Origin of the sequence: Pseudomonas sp. MSSRFD41 (genome assembly GCF_014230245.1) — a bacterium.
Classification (GTDB): domain Bacteria; phylum Pseudomonadota; class Gammaproteobacteria; order Pseudomonadales; family Pseudomonadaceae; genus Aquipseudomonas; species Aquipseudomonas piscis.
This window is the reverse complement of record NZ_JACKZK010000002.1, coordinates 297,508-312,066: the sequence shown is the minus strand read 5'-3', so window position 1 is coordinate 312,066 and position 14,559 is coordinate 297,508. Positions and strand designations below refer to the sequence as shown.

13 protein-coding genes and 1 riboswitch are annotated in these 14,559 nt (G+C 65.1%); of the genes, 2 read left to right on the top strand and 11 right to left on the bottom strand.

Going from position 1 to position 14,559, the window contains the following annotated elements; translation table 11 throughout:
• The 7 genes from H7A76_RS05055 to H7A76_RS05025 all read right to left on the bottom strand — a co-directional run bounded on the left by H7A76_RS05055 (position 1) and on the right by H7A76_RS05025 (position 6,119).
• On the bottom strand, positions 1–522 hold the full coding sequence (locus H7A76_RS05055) for a TIGR02281 family clan AA aspartic protease (RefSeq protein ID WP_185697491.1): 522 nt from the start codon (positions 520–522) through the stop codon (positions 1–3).
• Positions 519–1,502, bottom strand: a complete 984-nt coding sequence (locus H7A76_RS05050) for an esterase-like activity of phytase family protein (RefSeq protein WP_185697490.1) — start codon at positions 1,500–1,502, stop codon at positions 519–521. The genes H7A76_RS05055 and H7A76_RS05050 overlap by 4 nt, the downstream gene beginning before the upstream one ends.
• Positions 1,502–3,406 (bottom strand): DNA topoisomerase IV subunit B, encoded by a 1,905-nt coding sequence (parE, locus tag H7A76_RS05045; protein ID WP_185697489.1) that lies wholly within the window; start codon positions 3,404–3,406, stop codon positions 1,502–1,504. The genes H7A76_RS05050 and parE overlap by 1 nt, the downstream gene beginning before the upstream one ends.
• Before the next feature lie 42 nt (positions 3,407–3,448).
• Entirely contained in the window at positions 3,449–4,057 is a 609-nt protein-coding gene (locus tag H7A76_RS05040) for a YqiA/YcfP family alpha/beta fold hydrolase (RefSeq protein ID WP_185697488.1), read from the bottom strand.
• A 65-nt stretch (positions 4,058–4,122) separates the two neighbouring features.
• Entirely contained in the window at positions 4,123–4,938 is an 816-nt protein-coding gene (cpdA, locus tag H7A76_RS05035; RefSeq protein ID WP_185697487.1) for a 3',5'-cyclic-AMP phosphodiesterase, read from the bottom strand.
• A gap of 120 nt (positions 4,939–5,058) precedes the next feature.
• Entirely contained in the window at positions 5,059–5,511 is a 453-nt protein-coding gene (locus H7A76_RS05030) for a DUF1249 domain-containing protein (protein WP_022641344.1), read from the bottom strand.
• Entirely contained in the window at positions 5,502–6,119 is a 618-nt protein-coding gene (locus tag H7A76_RS05025) for an NUDIX domain-containing protein (protein WP_185697486.1), read from the bottom strand. Before H7A76_RS05025 ends, H7A76_RS05030 begins: the two co-directional genes overlap by 10 nt.
• A gap of 224 nt (positions 6,120–6,343) precedes the next feature.
• Between H7A76_RS05025 and H7A76_RS05020 the strand changes: the two genes are divergently transcribed.
• On the top strand, positions 6,344–7,090 hold the full coding sequence (locus H7A76_RS05020; protein ID WP_185697485.1) for a DUF3298 domain-containing protein: 747 nt from the start codon (positions 6,344–6,346) through the stop codon (positions 7,088–7,090).
• Here the strand turns inward: H7A76_RS05020 and cytX are convergent.
• Both cytX and thiC read right to left on the bottom strand, forming a co-directional pair.
• Positions 7,059–8,345 carry a putative hydroxymethylpyrimidine transporter CytX gene (gene cytX, locus H7A76_RS05015; protein WP_185697484.1) on the bottom strand — a complete coding sequence of 429 codons (1,287 nt, stop codon included), beginning with the start codon at positions 8,343–8,345 and terminating at the stop codon, positions 7,059–7,061. The genes H7A76_RS05020 and cytX overlap by 32 nt on opposite strands.
• A 117-nt stretch (positions 8,346–8,462) precedes the next feature.
• Positions 8,463–10,352 (bottom strand): phosphomethylpyrimidine synthase ThiC, encoded by a 1,890-nt coding sequence (gene thiC, locus H7A76_RS05010; protein WP_185697483.1) that lies wholly within the window; start codon positions 10,350–10,352, stop codon positions 8,463–8,465.
• Between the two features lie 165 nt (positions 10,353–10,517).
• A riboswitch (TPP riboswitch) is annotated at positions 10,518–10,622 on the bottom strand.
• Positions 10,623–10,818: 196 nt separating this feature from the next.
• On the opposite strand from thiC, the gene H7A76_RS05005 reads away from it, so the two are divergent.
• Positions 10,819–12,252 carry a TolC family outer membrane protein gene (locus tag H7A76_RS05005; RefSeq protein WP_185697482.1) on the top strand — a complete coding sequence of 478 codons (1,434 nt, stop codon included), beginning with the start codon at positions 10,819–10,821 and terminating at the stop codon, positions 12,250–12,252.
• Between the two features lie 63 nt (positions 12,253–12,315).
• On the opposite strand, the gene waaA is transcribed toward H7A76_RS05005, so the two are convergent.
• Together waaA and H7A76_RS04995 are read right to left on the bottom strand one after the other, a co-directional pair.
• Positions 12,316–13,599, bottom strand: a complete 1,284-nt coding sequence (gene waaA / locus H7A76_RS05000) for a lipid IV(A) 3-deoxy-D-manno-octulosonic acid transferase (protein WP_185697481.1) — start codon at positions 13,597–13,599, stop codon at positions 12,316–12,318.
• Positions 13,600–13,621: 22 nt separating this feature from the next.
• Entirely contained in the window at positions 13,622–14,512 is an 891-nt protein-coding gene (locus tag H7A76_RS04995; RefSeq protein WP_185697480.1) for a LysR family transcriptional regulator, read from the bottom strand.
• Positions 14,513–14,559 lie beyond the last annotated feature (47 nt).

The window sequence follows — 14,559 nt, the reverse complement described above, 5'->3', positions numbered from 1 at the left end:
TCATTGGTTCGTGGTCTGGCGCAGCAGCATGGTGCCGCCGCGCTGAGTAAATTCAAGTTTCTTCAAAGCGCTCATGCCCAGCAGGACCTGGTCCCCGTCGAGCCCCGGAGCCACCAGGGCCCGGACATCGCGCAGGGTGATATCGCCCAGTTGCAGACGCTCGATACGGGTCCGGTAGCCCTCGCTGCGACCGTTGGCGGTACTCAGGGTCACCGGCAGTCCTCGCTCCAGGCCCAGGCGCTCGGCCAGCCCGGAGGGGATCGAGACTTCGGTGGCGCCGGTATCGAGCATGAATTGCACCGGCTGGCCGTCGATATGGCCGCTGGCGACGAAATGCCCCTGGCCGTTGCCGACCAGCTTCACTTCGATGTAACCCTCATGTTGTTGCGAACTGACGACAGTGTTGGGGTTCTCCTGGCGCGCTTCCCAATCGGCGAAGAACCGCGTGGCCAGGAACAGCCCCGCCGCCCAGGCCAGGATCAGCAACACTCGGCCGGCACTGCGCCCCGGTTGCTGGCTCAAGGTTTGGCACTCCAGCCGCCTTGCGGCGCGGCAAAGCGCCAGACGATCGGTCGGCTTTCACCATCGGCGCGGGCGCCATTGTTGTTATCCAGGCCGATCCAGGCGCCTTCGGCATCCACCACCAGGGCTTCGGCCAGGCCGTAGGGCTGTGGATAACGCCGTGACTCCACCAGGGCTTCGGCAGCGAAGGACCAGCACTGCTCGACCTTGGCGCTCTGCGCATCGCGGCGGCAGATCTGGTAGGCGTTGCGTTCCAGGGTGAACAGCTTGCCGTCGAACAGCGAAAGATCGGCGAAGTCACGGGTCACGGCCTTGGCATGGGGCGCCTGCTCGGGCTGCATCTGCAGGCCGGCTTCGCTGAGCAGCACGCAACCGCCATCGCAATCCCAGGTGCTCTGCCCGCGCTTGATCAGCAACAGGCCGCGCCGCTCACGCTCCGCCGCCAGCCAGATGCGATCCCCAGCAGGGTTCACCGCCAGCCCCTCGAACAAGGCGTTGAAGTGCAGCAGCATGCCGCTGGCCCGGGCTTCGCGGACCATCAGCGGGGAAATCTTCAACCACTCGGGCGCGCCCTGGGCCGGGACCTGCAACACCGAGGCATGGGCCTCGCTGACCACATACTTGTTGCCGGCGGCATCGCAGGAAATGCCTTCGAAGTCCAGGTCTCCGCCACGCACGAAGGACGCCGCCCAGGTCCGTGACTTCAACCCCCAGGGCAAGCCGGTATCGGGTACCGGCGGCACCTCCAGCTTGACCGTCTCGGCCTGCCAGACGCTGTCGCGGGTATCGAGCCGGTAGATCTGGTCGTCGTCGCGGTCCGAGACGGTCCACAGCTCCTGGCCGCACAGCGCCAGCCCCGAGAGGTTGCCGCCGCGCATGCCTTCTACCGGATGCTCGGACAGCAGGCTCAGCTCGGGGGCCGGCGCGGCCACCGCCGAGGTTGCCGATAGCGCCAGGGCCAGGACCAGGCCTTTGTGCATCAGGCCAGCACCTCGGCCAGGTTGCCCTTGGACTCCAGCCAGGACTTGCGGTCGCCGGCGCGTTTCTTGGCCAGCAGCATGTCCATGATTTCCGCGGTGGCCTCGACGTCGTCCAGGGTCAACTGCACCAGGCGCCGGGTATTGGGGTCCATGGTGGTCTCGCGCAGTTGCGGCGGGTTCATTTCGCCCAGGCCCTTGAATCGCGTGACCTGCGGCTTGCCGCGCTTCTTCTCGGCCACCAGGCGATCGAGGATGCCGTCACGCTCGGCGTCGTCCAGGGCGTAGAAGATCTCCTTGCCCAGGTCGATCCGGTACAGCGGCGGCATGGCTACGTAGACGTGGCCGGCATCCACCAGCGGGCGGAAATGCTGGACGAACAGGGCGCAGAGCAAGGTGGCGATGTGCAGGCCGTCGGAGTCGGCGTCGGCGAGGATGCAGATCTTGCCGTAGCGCAACTGGCTCATGTCCTCGGCGCCCGGATCGACGCCGATGGCCACGGCGATGTTGTGCACCTCCTGGCTGGCCAGCACCTCGCTGCCGTCCACTTCCCAGGTGTTGAGGATCTTGCCGCGCAGCGGCAGGATCGCCTGGTATTCCTTGTCCCTTGCCTGCTTGGCCGAACCACCGGCGGAATCACCTTCCACCAGGAACAGCTCGGAACGCATCGGGTCCTGGCCGGCACAATCGGCCAGCTTGCCCGGCAATGCCGGGCCCTGGGTAATGCGCTTGCGCTCGACCTTCTTGCTGGCCTTCAGGCGCCGGCCGGCGTTGCTGATGGCCAGCTCCGCCAGCTGCATGCCCAGTTCGGGGTTGGCGTTGAGCCACAGGCTGAAGGCGTCCTTGACCACTCCAGAGACGAACGCCGCAGCCTCGCGGGACGACAGGCGTTCCTTGGTCTGGCCGGAGAACTGCGCGTCCTGCATTTTCATCGACAGGACGAAGGCGATCCGCTCCCAGACGTCTTCCGGCGCCAGCTTCAAGCCGCGCGGCAACAGGTTGCGGAACTCGCAAAACTCGCGCATGGCGTCCAGCAGGCCCTGGCGCAAGCCGTTGACGTGGGTACCGCCCTGGGCGGTGGGAATCAGGTTGACGTAGCTTTCCTGGACACTGTCGCCGCCCTCGGGCAGCCACAGCAGGGCCCAGTCCACTGCCTCCTTGTTACCCGCCAGGCTGCCGCAGAACGGCTCGGACGGCAGGCGCTCGAACTCGCTGACGGCATCCACCAGGTAGGAACGCAGGCCATCTTCGTAGTGCCACTCGACCTTCTCGCCGGTGCCCTTGTCCTCAAAGCTGACCAGCAAGCCCGGGCACAGCACGGCCTTGGCCTTGAGCACGTGCTTGAGGCGGCTGACGGAGAATTTCGGCGAATCGAAGTATTTCGGGTCCGGGGCGAAGAACACGGAAGTACCGGTATTGCGCTTGCCAACGCTGCCGACCACTTCCAACTCGGAAGCCTTGTAGCCGTCGGCGAAGGTCATCTGGTACTCGCTGCCATCGCGCTTGACCCGCACCCGTACCTGGCTGGACAGGGCGTTGACCACGGAAATGCCCACCCCGTGCAAGCCGCCGGAGAACTGGTAGTTCTTGTTGGAGAACTTGCCGCCGGCGTGGAGCTTGGTGAGGATCAGCTCGATGCCGGATACGCCCTCTTCCGGGTGGATGTCCACCGGCATGCCACGACCGTCGTCGGACACTTCCAGGGAATGATCGGCATGCAGGATGACCTGTATCGACTTCGCATGGCCGGCCAGGGCTTCGTCGACACTGTTGTCGATGACTTCCTGGGCCAGGTGGTTGGGCCGCGTGGTGTCGGTGTACATGCCCGGGCGTTTGCGCACCGGGTCGAGTCCCGAGAGGACTTCGATGGCGTCTGCGTTATAGGAGCTAGCGCTGGGAGTGGCCATGGGTTCTCGTCGTTAGTCGTTCAATGAATATGGGGCGCGGCTTCACAGTGCGGTGAAGTCGAACGCCTGGTACTGATCGGCGGTAATGCCGGCAAAACTCAACATCGCCGGCAATTGGCCGGTAAAACCTTGGAAACTATGGTCGCCGCCTGCCTGGATGCGCAAGGCGCAAGCGCGGTAGTACGCCTGGGCGTGGCGATAATCCAGCGTCTCGTCCCCGGTCTGCAACCAGACCTGGTAACGCTGCGGATCCTGAGGCGGCGGGACCTCCAATGCCTCCAGGGCCGCCACGTGATCGAGGGTCAGCTCCCAGGTTTCATCGGTATACAGGTTCTGCTGCGGGCCCAGGTAACCATCGAACAGGCGGTGCGGGTTGACGGCGGGATTGATCAGCAAGGCTTTCAGACCGTGGCGCTCGGCAAGGTGTGTCGCATAGTAGCCGCCGAGCGAGCTGCCGACCAGCAATGGACGGCCCAGCTCGACGATCGCCTGCTCCAGCTGGCCAATGGCCTGGCGCGGATGATGGTGCAGGGCCGGTACCCGCAACTGGTCGCCCAGGCCGATCTGCTCCATGACCCGGCGCAACTGGGAGGCCTTGGTCGAAGCCGGAGCGCTATTGAAGCCGTGGATATAAAGGATGGAAGCGGACATGCAGACTCCCTGTGCCTGGGCAAAGGCCGCAGTTTACAGGGATGGCGCCGGGTTACGAAGCGGCTTCAGTAACCGTCGCTGCCGTAGTCCACGGTGAAGGCATAACCCTCGACCCGCTGTACGCCGGTTTCCAGCCGTCCGTCGGCCAGCAGCCGCAGCCAGCGGTAACCCGGCGCCCGCTCCTCGACCTTGAAGTCATCGCTGCGAGGCTCGAACTGGATGCAGGTCGAGGGTGAGGCCAAGAGTCGCAGGTCGTCGCGCCAGCGGTCGATCTCCTGGTGTACATGGCCCCATAACAAGGCCCGGACCTGCGGCCGCCCCTCGATCACCTCGAACAAGGCCTCGGCATTGCGCAGGCCGATGGGCTCCATCCACGCACAATCGATGGACACCGGATGATGGTGCAGGCAGATCAGGTGATGACGCCCTGGCGCCTCGTCCAGGGAGCGGACCAGCAGTTGCAGCTGCTCGTCCTGGAGAAACCCCGGTACCGAGCCCGGCACGGACGAATCCAGCAGGATGATGCGCCAGTTGCCGATGTCCACCACAGGTTGCAGCAGCTCGCTGCCTTGGGCGGCCAGGCGCATGACGCCTGGTTCGTCGTGGTTGCCCGGCAACCAGCGGGCGGGTGCCGGGATCTGCGCACTCAACTGGTGAAAGCGCTGGTAGGACTGCAGGCTGCCGTCCTGGGACAAGTCGCCGGTGGCCAGCACCAGGTCGACCTGTGGCTGTTGCGCCAGCACCAGGTCGATGACCCGTTGCAGACTGTCGGCGGTGTTCATGCCCAGCAGCGTGCCGTGCGTCTCGGCAAACAGGTGGCTGTCCGACAGTTGCACCAGCAACACGGAATCATCGGCGGGCGAAGCGGGTACGCTTGGCAAGGAGTTCTCCCAGGGCAGGACCAAGGCATGAGGAATGGGGCAATTATGCTTGGGGAAGTCGCCAGGTGGAAACCGCGGAACCGGACCCAGTTCACATCTTCATTCTGTCCGCTTGCCGGCCTAGCGCACGGCCTCGAACTCGTGCCCGCAGGCCAGGCAATGGCTCAGCCATTCGCCGAGGAAGATGTTCAGCTGGGCCTTCTCGTCCGGCTGGTGCATGAAGGCGTTGGGATAGGGATAGATGCTGCGAAAGCGCCGTGCGTGCTCGGCGCTGATCACCTCGGCCATGCGCGCGTCATGGTAGACCTGCACCTCCAGCTGCGGGACCGGCAGCCAGGGCAGGCTGTGCTCCTGGCGCACCTGCAAGGTGGTGGTATAGGGACAGGCCAGCACCACCTCCAGGGCCAGCACGCCAAGCATCTGCTCGCCCTGGGTCACGGCGATGCGTCGCGCCTCCGGCTGGTTGCGCATGTCGGGCAACAGGCGCATCAACCGGGCGTAGTTGGCCTCGCAGGAAGCTTGCAGCCCCGCGAGGTCCACCCGATAGCGATCACGCACCTTGTTTACGACCATAAACCCCTCACTTGCGCGCGATTGAGCGCCAGCCACTGCAAGGCAATGATGCTGGACGCATTGCAGATCCACCCGTCACGCATGGCCTGCTGGGCATCCTCGTAGGCCATCACCGAAACCCGGATATCCTCCGCTTCCTCCTCCAGCCCGTACAGTCCGCCGGCGGCGCTGCTGTCGCAGCGTCCCAGGTACAGATGGACGAACTCGGTACTGCCGCCGGGCGATGGGAAATACCGGGTCATGGGCCACAGCGCCGAGATGTCCAGGCCCGCCTCCTCCTGCGCCTCGCGACGGGCGACCTGCTCGGGCTGCTCGTCCTTGTCGATCAGGCCAGCCACCAGCTCCACCAGCCAGGGCGAGGCGGCCTTGCCCATGGCGCCAACGCGGAACTGCTCGATCAGCACCACCTCGTCGCGCTGCGGATCGTACGGCAGTACGCAGACCGCATCGTGACGGACGAAGACTTCACGATTGATTTCAGGTCCCATGCCGCCGGCGAACAGCTCGTGGCGCAAGTGCAGGCGTTCGAGCCGATAGAAACCCTGGAAACAGTTTTCGCGCCGGATGATCTCGACGGCACTCGGCGTGGAGTGGGCAAAGTCAGTCATAACAATCCTCGTGTACTACCTGTTCGATCCGAGGATCCTCCTCGACTTCGCGCAATCCTAACGCGCTCGCGCCTGCCCATGCAGCCCCTTTGCCCTCAGCGGGATAGACGGCGAGGGGCTAAACCTACTCTAATTGCCTCCATTGAGCTTAGTGGCGAACCGACTGCCCCGCAGGTAGTCGAAGCCGGTAGCTTTCGCCTCCCCCTGGTTTATGAAGGACGCCCATGTCGCTTGTCAAAATCGCCTCCGTGGCCTGCATCGCCCTGACCCTGGGCGCCTGCCAGAGCCTGTTCCAGCCAAGCTACAAGGCCCCCCTGGAGGTCACCCGAGATAAATCCGAACAGCTCAAATCCGGCTGCAGCGGTGCCGACTGCCCGCTGGTCAACCTCGACCTCGTGCACTTCCCCGCCGAGCCGCAGCTGGATGCCATCGTCGAGAAACGCCTGTTGCAGATGACTCGTACCAGCCCCGAGGCGCCGATGCCGGCCAGCCTGGTGGCCTACCGCGAGCAGTTCCTGCGCAGCGCCGCGGACCGCCACGGCATGTACCTGCAATCCAAGCTACGCGACCAGCATGACGGCCTGGTGATCGTCGAACTGGCCAGCTACCTGGACACCGGTACCGCCAATGGCACGCCGGGCCGTGGCTTCGTCAACTATTCGCGCCAGCAGCACAAGGCCCTGGGCCTGGCCGACATGCTGCTGCCCGGCCAGGAAGAGATGTTCTGGAAGGCCGCCCGGGTCGCCCACAACAACTGGCTGATCAGCACCCACCTGGATCGCGAGGCCGAGTTCATCAGGACCTGGCCATTCCAGAAGACCCCGAACGTGGCCCTGACCCGCAACGTGGTGACCCTCAAGTACGACGTCAACAGCATCGCCCCGGCCCCCTTGGGCCACGTCGAGCTGCAGATCCCCTACTCGCGCCTGCGCGGCATACTCAAGCCCGAGCTGCTTCCCGACGCCGACTGAAGCCCAGCACTCCGTGCAACAGCCCTGCCAGCAACAGCGACGGCAGGGTTGCCCCAACATCCGGATAGAAATTGGCCAGCAGGTGGTAGGTGCTCACCCCACCGAGCCAGGCCAGCAGTGCCGGACCGTGCCAGGCCGCCAGTGAGGCCCGGGCACCGCGCCGGCGCAGGATGAAGTGATCCACCAGCACCACGCCGAACAGCGGCGCGAACACCGAGCCGATCAGCAGCAGGAAGTTCTGGTACTGGGCCAACGGCGCCAGGCAGGCGATCAAGGTGCAGAGCACGCCAATGCCCAGGGCCAGGTGCTCGACCTGCAGCCGCAGCAGGATACCGCTAGACACCGCCGCCGAATGGATGTCGGCGAAAGCGTTTTCCGACTCGTCCAGCAGGATCAGCAGCAGCGGGAGCCCCAACCCGGCCCCGGCCAGCGCCAGCAACAGGGCATTGGCCTCGCCGTCGGGCGCGAAGGCCAGGGCATAGGCCACTCCCAGGGTCATCAGCCAGGCATTGCCGATGAAGAACCCCAGGGCGGTGCCGCCGAACACATTCCGCGCGCTCTTGCCGAAGCGCGAGTAGTCGGCGATCAACGGTAACCAGGACAGCGGCATGGCGATGGCGATATCGAAGCCCACGGCGAACGGCATCGAGCCGTCCCCGGCCCGCTTCCACAGCGCCACCAGGTCGGCCCGGGCGAACAGGTTCCAGGTCAGCCACAGGCAGGCCGTCAGCAGCAGCCAGATCCCCCACTTGCGCAAAATCCGCCGGACGAAGGTCAAGGGTCCGCTGACCGCCAGCAAGGTGGCCAGCGCTCCGAAGAACAGGGTCCAGAGCACGGGACTGGTCCAGGCGCTGCCTTCACCGAAGGTCCGGGCTCCCAGGAGGCTGGCGGCATCGCGCATGACGATGATCTCGAACGATCCCCAGCCCACCAGCTGCAACAGGTTGAGCAACGCCGGCAGCCGGGCACCGTGGCGTCCCAGGCTGAGCCTGAGGGCGGCCATGGCGGACAGCCCCGTATCGCTGCCGATCACCCCCACGGCCGCCAGCAACAGCACCCCCACCGCGCTGCCCAACAGGATCGCCAGCACCCCATGGGCCAGCCCCAGCCCCGGCGCCAGCAGCGCGCCGGTTTGCAACACCATCAGGCCGATGCCGAGTGAGAACCACAGGGAAAACAGATCGCGGGCGCCGAATACGCGTTTGTCGGCAGGGACCGCAAGGTCGGGAGAGTAGGTACTGGTTGGACTGCTCAAGGCGGTGGTCTCGAAAGAAAAAGGGACAGAGGCAAGGAGCAGCAGCTAGCGCCAAGCTGCAAGCAAGAGCCGTGGGCCCTCGCCTGCTACTTGCCGCTAGCCGCGTGCCGCTGCCTCTCAGACTTTCTTGTACAGCTGGCTGCCTTCCTGCTTGAAGCGCTCGGCCTGCTCGGCCATGCCCTTGGCCACGTCGACATCCACCGCCTCGATGCGCTGGTTGGCGGCGTACTCACGGACTTCCTGGGTGATCTTCATCGAGCAGAACTTCGGCCCGCACATGGAGCAGAAATGCGCCACCTTGGCCGAATCCTTGGGCAGGGTCTCGTCGTGGAACGCACGCGCGGTGTCCGGGTCCAGGCCGAGGTTGAACTGGTCTTCCCAGCGGAACTCGAAGCGCGCCTTGCTCAAGGCGTTGTCGCGGATCTGCGCGCCCGGGTGGCCCTTGGCAAGGTCGGCGGCATGCGCGGCGATCTTGTAGGTGATGATCCCGGTCTTGACGTCATCCTTGTTCGGCAGGCCCAGGTGTTCCTTGGGCGTGACGTAGCAGAGCATGGCGCAGCCGAACCAGCCGATCATCGCCGCGCCGATGCCCGAGGTGATGTGGTCATAGCCCGGGGCGATGTCGGTGGTCAGTGGGCCAAGGGTGTAGAACGGCGCCTCGTCGCAGCATTCCAGCTGCTTGTCCATGTTCTCCTTGATCAGTTGCATCGGCACGTGGCCAGGGCCTTCGATCATGCACTGCACGTCGTGCTTCCAGGCGATCTTGGTCAGTTCGCCGAGGGTTTCCAGCTCGCCGAACTGGGCTTCGTCGTTGGCGTCGGCCACCGAGCCGGGACGCAAGCCGTCGCCCAGCGAGAAGCTGACGTCGTAGGCCTTCATGATTTCGCAGATTTCCTCGAAGTGGGTATAGAGGAAGTTCTCCTTGTGGTGGGCCAGGCACCACTTGGCCATGATCGAGCCGCCACGGCTGACGATGCCGGTGACCCGCTTGGCGGTCAGCGGCACATAGCGCAGCAGCACGCCGGCGTGGATGGTGAAGTAGTCCACGCCCTGCTCGGCCTGCTCGATCAGGGTGTCGCGGAACAGCTCCCAGGTCAGGTCCTCGGCCACGCCGTTGACCTTCTCCAGGGCCTGGTAGATCGGTACGGTGCCGATCGGTACCGGCGAGTTGCGGATGATCCACTCGCGGGTTTCATGGATGTGCTTGCCGGTGGACAGGTCCATGACCGTGTCCGAGCCCCAGCGGATGCCCCAGGTCAGCTTGGCCACTTCTTCTTCGATGGACGAACCCAGGGCACTGTTGCCGATGTTGCCGTTGATCTTCACCAGGAAGTTGCGGCCGATGATCATCGGCTCCAGCTCCACGTGGTTGATGTTGGCCGGGATGATCGCGCGGCCGCGGGCGATTTCCTCGCGCACGAACTCAGGGGTGATTTCCTTGGGGATGCTGGCGCCGAAGCTGTGGCCAGCGTGCTGCTGCTTGAGCAGGCCGGCGGCGCGGGCTTCCTGCAGCTTCATGTTTTCGCGGATGGCGACGTATTCCATCTCGGCGGTGATGATGCCCTTGCGCGCGTAGTGCATCTGGCTGACGTTGGCCCCGGCCTTGGCCCGGCGCGGGTTGCGCACATGGGCGAAACGCAGCTTGGTCAGCTCGGCATCGGCCAGGCGCTGCTGGCCGAAGTCGGAAGACAGGCCGGCCAGGCGCTCGGTGTCGGCGCGGTCGTCGATCCAGGCCGAACGCACGTCGCCCAGGCCCTTGCGCACATCGATCACCACGTTGGGGTCGGTGTAAGGGCCAGAAGTGTCGTAGACGGTCACCGGCGCGTTGATCTCGCCACCGAAGTCGGTGGGAGTCACATCCAGGGTGATCTCACGCATGGGCACGCGAATATCCGGGCGCGAGCCCTGGACATAGATTTTTTGCGAGCGGGCAAAGGGCTGCACCGATTGCTGGTCGACTTGGGCCGACTCACTGAGGTTGCTAGCGTTTTTTAGTTTTGTCGTCATCACGGGCTCTCCAGACAGCATCCAGGCAGTGGAAGTTTGTCGGAGCGAACCTGTAGCGGACGGACGCACCCTGCCTAGGCGACTAGTGAGTGCAGTGCTTGGTGCTCAAGAGGAATGTTCGATTGTCGAACAACATCCCGGACGAAGCACAAGAGGACTCGCCGGGTGACGAGAAATCTTGTTCCCTACGCAGGCCTTAACCTGATCAGGTTCAACGGGATCCGGATTATCCGATCTCAGCCTCATGGCAAGGCACCCCGACAAGAACCGGGGCAGTCTAGACAAAGCCGGGACAGAACGCCAACACCCGAGCGATAAGCGTGATGAATGGCGCAATCGACGGATTGTTGTACCAGGGCCGCGCCTCTACACTCGTTGCGCAGCGTCGAGCCTTGACGCTCCGGGGGGTGCGCCGTAGCCTTGGCGCCTGGATTATCTGCGTAATATCAATACTAGGGATCGCCGAATGCTGCGCAAACTCTCACTGGCTGTTGCCGTGTCTTGTGCGTCCAATGGAATGGCATGGGCAGCCGAAGCGCCTTTGTCCGTCACCAAGACCGACCTGGTCAGCGTCTACCAGGAAGCGGTGGACAACAACGCCGACCTGGCCGCCGCCCGCGCCCAATACGGCGCCCAGAAAGAAATCGTGCCCCAGGCCCGGGCCGGGCTGCTGCCGAACCTGTCGGCCGGCGCGGACATGAACAACACCCGCACCAAATTCGACGAACCGTCGATGACCTCTACCCGCAGTGGCAATGTCTATCGGGCGACCCTGGCCCAACCGCTGTTCCGCGCCGACCGCTGGTTCCAGCTGCAGGCCGCCAAGGACGTCAACGAGCAGGCCGCCCTGCAACTCTCGGCCACCGAGCAGAACCTGATCCTGCAAAGCGCCGAGACCTACTTCGCGGTACTGCGCGCCCAGGACAACCTGGCCTCGACCAAGGCCGAGGAAGCCGCGTTCAAGCGCCAGCTCGACCAGTCCAACGAGCGCTTCGACGTGGGCCTGTCGGACAAGACCGACGTGCTGCAATCCCAGGCCAGCTACGACACCGCCCGGGCCAACCGGATCGTCGCCCAGCGCCAGGTGGAAGATGCCTTCGAGGCCCTGATTACCCTGACCAACCGCGAATACCATGCGATCCAGGGCATCGTCCATACCCTGCCGGTACTGACGCCGACCCCGAACGACGCCAAGGCCTGGGTCGACACCGCCGCCAAGCAGAACCTCAACCTGCTGGCCAGCAACTACGCGGTCAGCGCCGCCGAGGAAACCCTCAAGCAGCGCAAGGCCGGCCACGCCCCGACCCTGGACGCGGTGGTGCAGTACAAGAAGGGTGACAACGACGCCCTGGGCTTCAGCAACCCCAATCCCCTGACGCGCTATGGCAGTGACGTCGAGCAGCGCTCCATCGGCCTGCAACTGAACATCCCGATCTACAGCGGCGGCCTGACCAGCTCCCAGGTCCGCGAGTCCTATTCGCGCCTGAGCCAGTCCGAGCAGCAACGCGAATCCCTGCGCCGCCAGGTGGTGGAGAACACCCGCAACCTGCACCGGGCGGTGAACACCGACGTCGAGCAGGTCCAGGCCCGGCGCCAGTCGATCATCTCCAACCAGAGCGCCGTGGACGCCACGGAAATCGGCTACCAGGTGGGTACGCGCAACATCGTCGACGTGCTCGACGCCCAGCGCCAGCTGTACAGCTCGGTGCGCAACTACAACAACAGCCGCTACGACTACATCCTCGACAACCTGCGCCTGAAGCAGGCCGCCGGCACCCTGAACCCCGGGGACCTGCAAGACCTGGCCCGCTACCTCAAGGCCGACTACAACCCGGACCGCGACTTCCTGCCGCCGGACCTGGCCAAGGCCGCCGCCGAGCAGCTCAAGGCTCGTCCCTGAAAGCAGCGGACCGAAAAGACCAAGGCCACCGTTCAGGTGGCCTTGGTCATTCGACGCCAAGCGTTATGGGCGCTGTTGCAGCAAACGGTCCAGGCCGTCGAGCAGGCGCTGCAAGGCGCCCTGGTTGGCGCGCATGACCGCCAGGCCCGCCTCGCCCATCTTGCGTGCGTCCTGGGGCAGCTCGAACAGGCTCTGCACCGCCACCGCCAGGCCCTGGGCGTCGTCCACTTCCTGCAAGGCCCCGGCCTCACGCAGCATCGCAGCGATCTCCAGGAAGTTGAACAGGTGCGGGCCACTGATCACCGGCTTGGCCAGGGCCGCGGGCTCCAGCAGGTTGTGCCCGCCGTTGGCCACCAGGCTGCCGCCGACGAAGGCGCTGTCGGCCAGGGCATAGAGGAACAGCAACTCCCCCATGGTGTCCCCCAGCAGCACCGAGGTAGCGGGCGTCACCCTCTCGCCACTGGAGCGCCGCACCGTCGCCTGCTCCTGCTGCCGGCACAGCTCGAACACCGAGTCGAAACGCTCCGGATGCCGCGGCACCAGGATCAGCAAGGCATTCGGATAACTGGCCAGCAATTGCCGATGGGCTTCGAGCACCACTGCATCCTCGCCTTCGTGGGTGCTGGCGGCGATCCACACCGGACGCTCCATGGCCTGCCATTGTCGACGCAACTCGGCGGCGCGCTCTGGCAGTTGCGGGTCGATGTTCAGGTCGAACTTGATCGAGCCGGTCACCTCCACCGTTTCTGCACGCGCGCCCAATTGGCGGAAACGTTCGGCTTCGGCCCGGGTCTGCACCGCAAACAGGCTCATCTGCGCCAGCATCGGCGCGGTCAGGCCGGCAAAACGCCCATAGCCCTTGGCCGAGCGTGCCGACAACCGGGCATTGGCCAGGGCCACCGGGATCCCCCGGCGAGCGCACTGGTCGATGTGGTTGGGCCACAGTTCGGTTTCCATGATCACCGCGAGCCGGGGCTGTACCCGCTCGAGAAAGCGCGCGGCGGCGCACGGCAGGTCGTAGGGCAGGTAGCAGTGCTGGATCCGCGGCTCATCGGCGAACAGTGCGCGAATCCGCTCGGAGCCGGTGGGAGTCATGCAGGTCACGGTAATCGGCAACTGCGGATGGCGAGCCAGCAACCCGCGAATCATCGGCGCCGCGGCGATGCTTTCGCCCACCGACACCGCATGCACCCAGATACCGCCAGGCTGCATGACCGGCAGGCCGAGGGAAAAACGCTCGCCGATACGCTTGGCATAGGCCGGCGCCTTGCGCGAGCGCAGCCACAGACGAATCGCCACCAATGGCAGCCCCAGGTAAAACAGTGCGGTGTAGAGAGTTCTATTCATGGCGGCGGAGTTTATCGGTTTTTTAGCCGATCGCCTTCAGGTGCACGGCAAAACGTTCAGCCAGCCAACGCGCCGCCAACCCCAGGGGTTCGTCGCGGCGCCAGGCCAGTTCCACCACCAGCGCCGGCGGGGTCCATTCGCTGGCCAATTCCACCATCTGGTGCTGATAGGCCGAGTACTGCACCACATGCCGTGGCAGCCAGGCCCAGCCCAGGCCGCGCATCAGCCATTCGGCCAGCACGTAGAAGCTGTCGGCCCGCCACACCTGGGGACTGAACTGCTCGCCTCCGGGGTAGCCGCTCTGCTGCGGCGCAATGAGCAATTGCCGGTGCAGGGCGAGGATCTGCCGGTCAACCCGCCTCTGGCAGGCCAAGGGATGGCCCACGCCACATACGGTGACCATCTCGACGCTGCCCAGCGCCTGGCGCTCCAGGGTCTCGGGCATCTGCTCGTGGTGGAACAGCAGGCCCAGGTCGGCCCGGCGCTCCACCAGCCGGCGCGCCACGTCGCCCTGGGCGCTGCTGGCCAACTGTACTTCGAGGCTAGGGAAACGCTCGGCCAGGGCTTCCAGGCTGTCGAGCACCGGCTGGTAGGGCATCGCCTCATCCTGGGCCAGGCGCAACCGGGCCTCCTGGCCACGCATCAGGGCCAGCGCCCGGCCATTGAGGCGATCGCACTGGCGGAGGATTTCCCGGGCTTCCTGCAACAAGGCGCTACCCGCCTCGGTCAGCTTCGGCGGGCGGCCGCTGCTACGCTCGAACAGGCTCACACCCAGGTCGTCCTCCAGCAGCGAGATGGCGCTGCTGACCGCGGACTGGGCCTTGCGTTGCTGACGAGCCACCGCCGAGAACGAACGCAATTCAGCCACGCCGACAAACAGCCTCAGCTGTTCCAGGTTCCACTGAGTACTCATGGAGCGCCCTATCTACTATTCAGATAGGAAATGACTTTACCCCATCT

Bases quoted from the DNA above. Each gene is read 5' to 3' on its own strand.
- H7A76_RS05050 (WP_185697490.1), bottom strand. From the start codon at position 1,502: ATGCACAAAGGCCTGGTCCTGGCCCTGGCGCTATCGGCAACCTCGGCG.
- thiC (WP_185697483.1), bottom strand. From the start codon at position 10,352: ATGACGACAAAACTAAAAAACGCTAGCAACCTCAGTGAGTCGGCCCAA.
- H7A76_RS05040 (WP_185697488.1), bottom strand. From the start codon at position 4,057: ATGTCCGCTTCCATCCTTTATATCCACGGCTTCAATAGCGCTCCGGCT.
- parE (WP_185697489.1), bottom strand. From the start codon at position 3,406: ATGGCCACTCCCAGCGCTAGCTCCTATAACGCAGACGCCATCGAAGTC.
- H7A76_RS05025 (WP_185697486.1), bottom strand. From the start codon at position 6,119: ATGACTGACTTTGCCCACTCCACGCCGAGTGCCGTCGAGATCATCCGG.
- H7A76_RS05020 (WP_185697485.1), top strand. From the start codon at position 6,344: ATGTCGCTTGTCAAAATCGCCTCCGTGGCCTGCATCGCCCTGACCCTG.
- waaA (WP_185697481.1), bottom strand. From the start codon at position 13,599: ATGAATAGAACTCTCTACACCGCACTGTTTTACCTGGGGCTGCCATTG.
- H7A76_RS05030 (WP_022641344.1), bottom strand. From the start codon at position 5,511: ATGGTCGTAAACAAGGTGCGTGATCGCTATCGGGTGGACCTCGCGGGG.
- H7A76_RS05005 (WP_185697482.1), top strand. From the start codon at position 10,819: ATGCTGCGCAAACTCTCACTGGCTGTTGCCGTGTCTTGTGCGTCCAAT.
- H7A76_RS04995 (WP_185697480.1), bottom strand. From the start codon at position 14,512: ATGAGTACTCAGTGGAACCTGGAACAGCTGAGGCTGTTTGTCGGCGTG.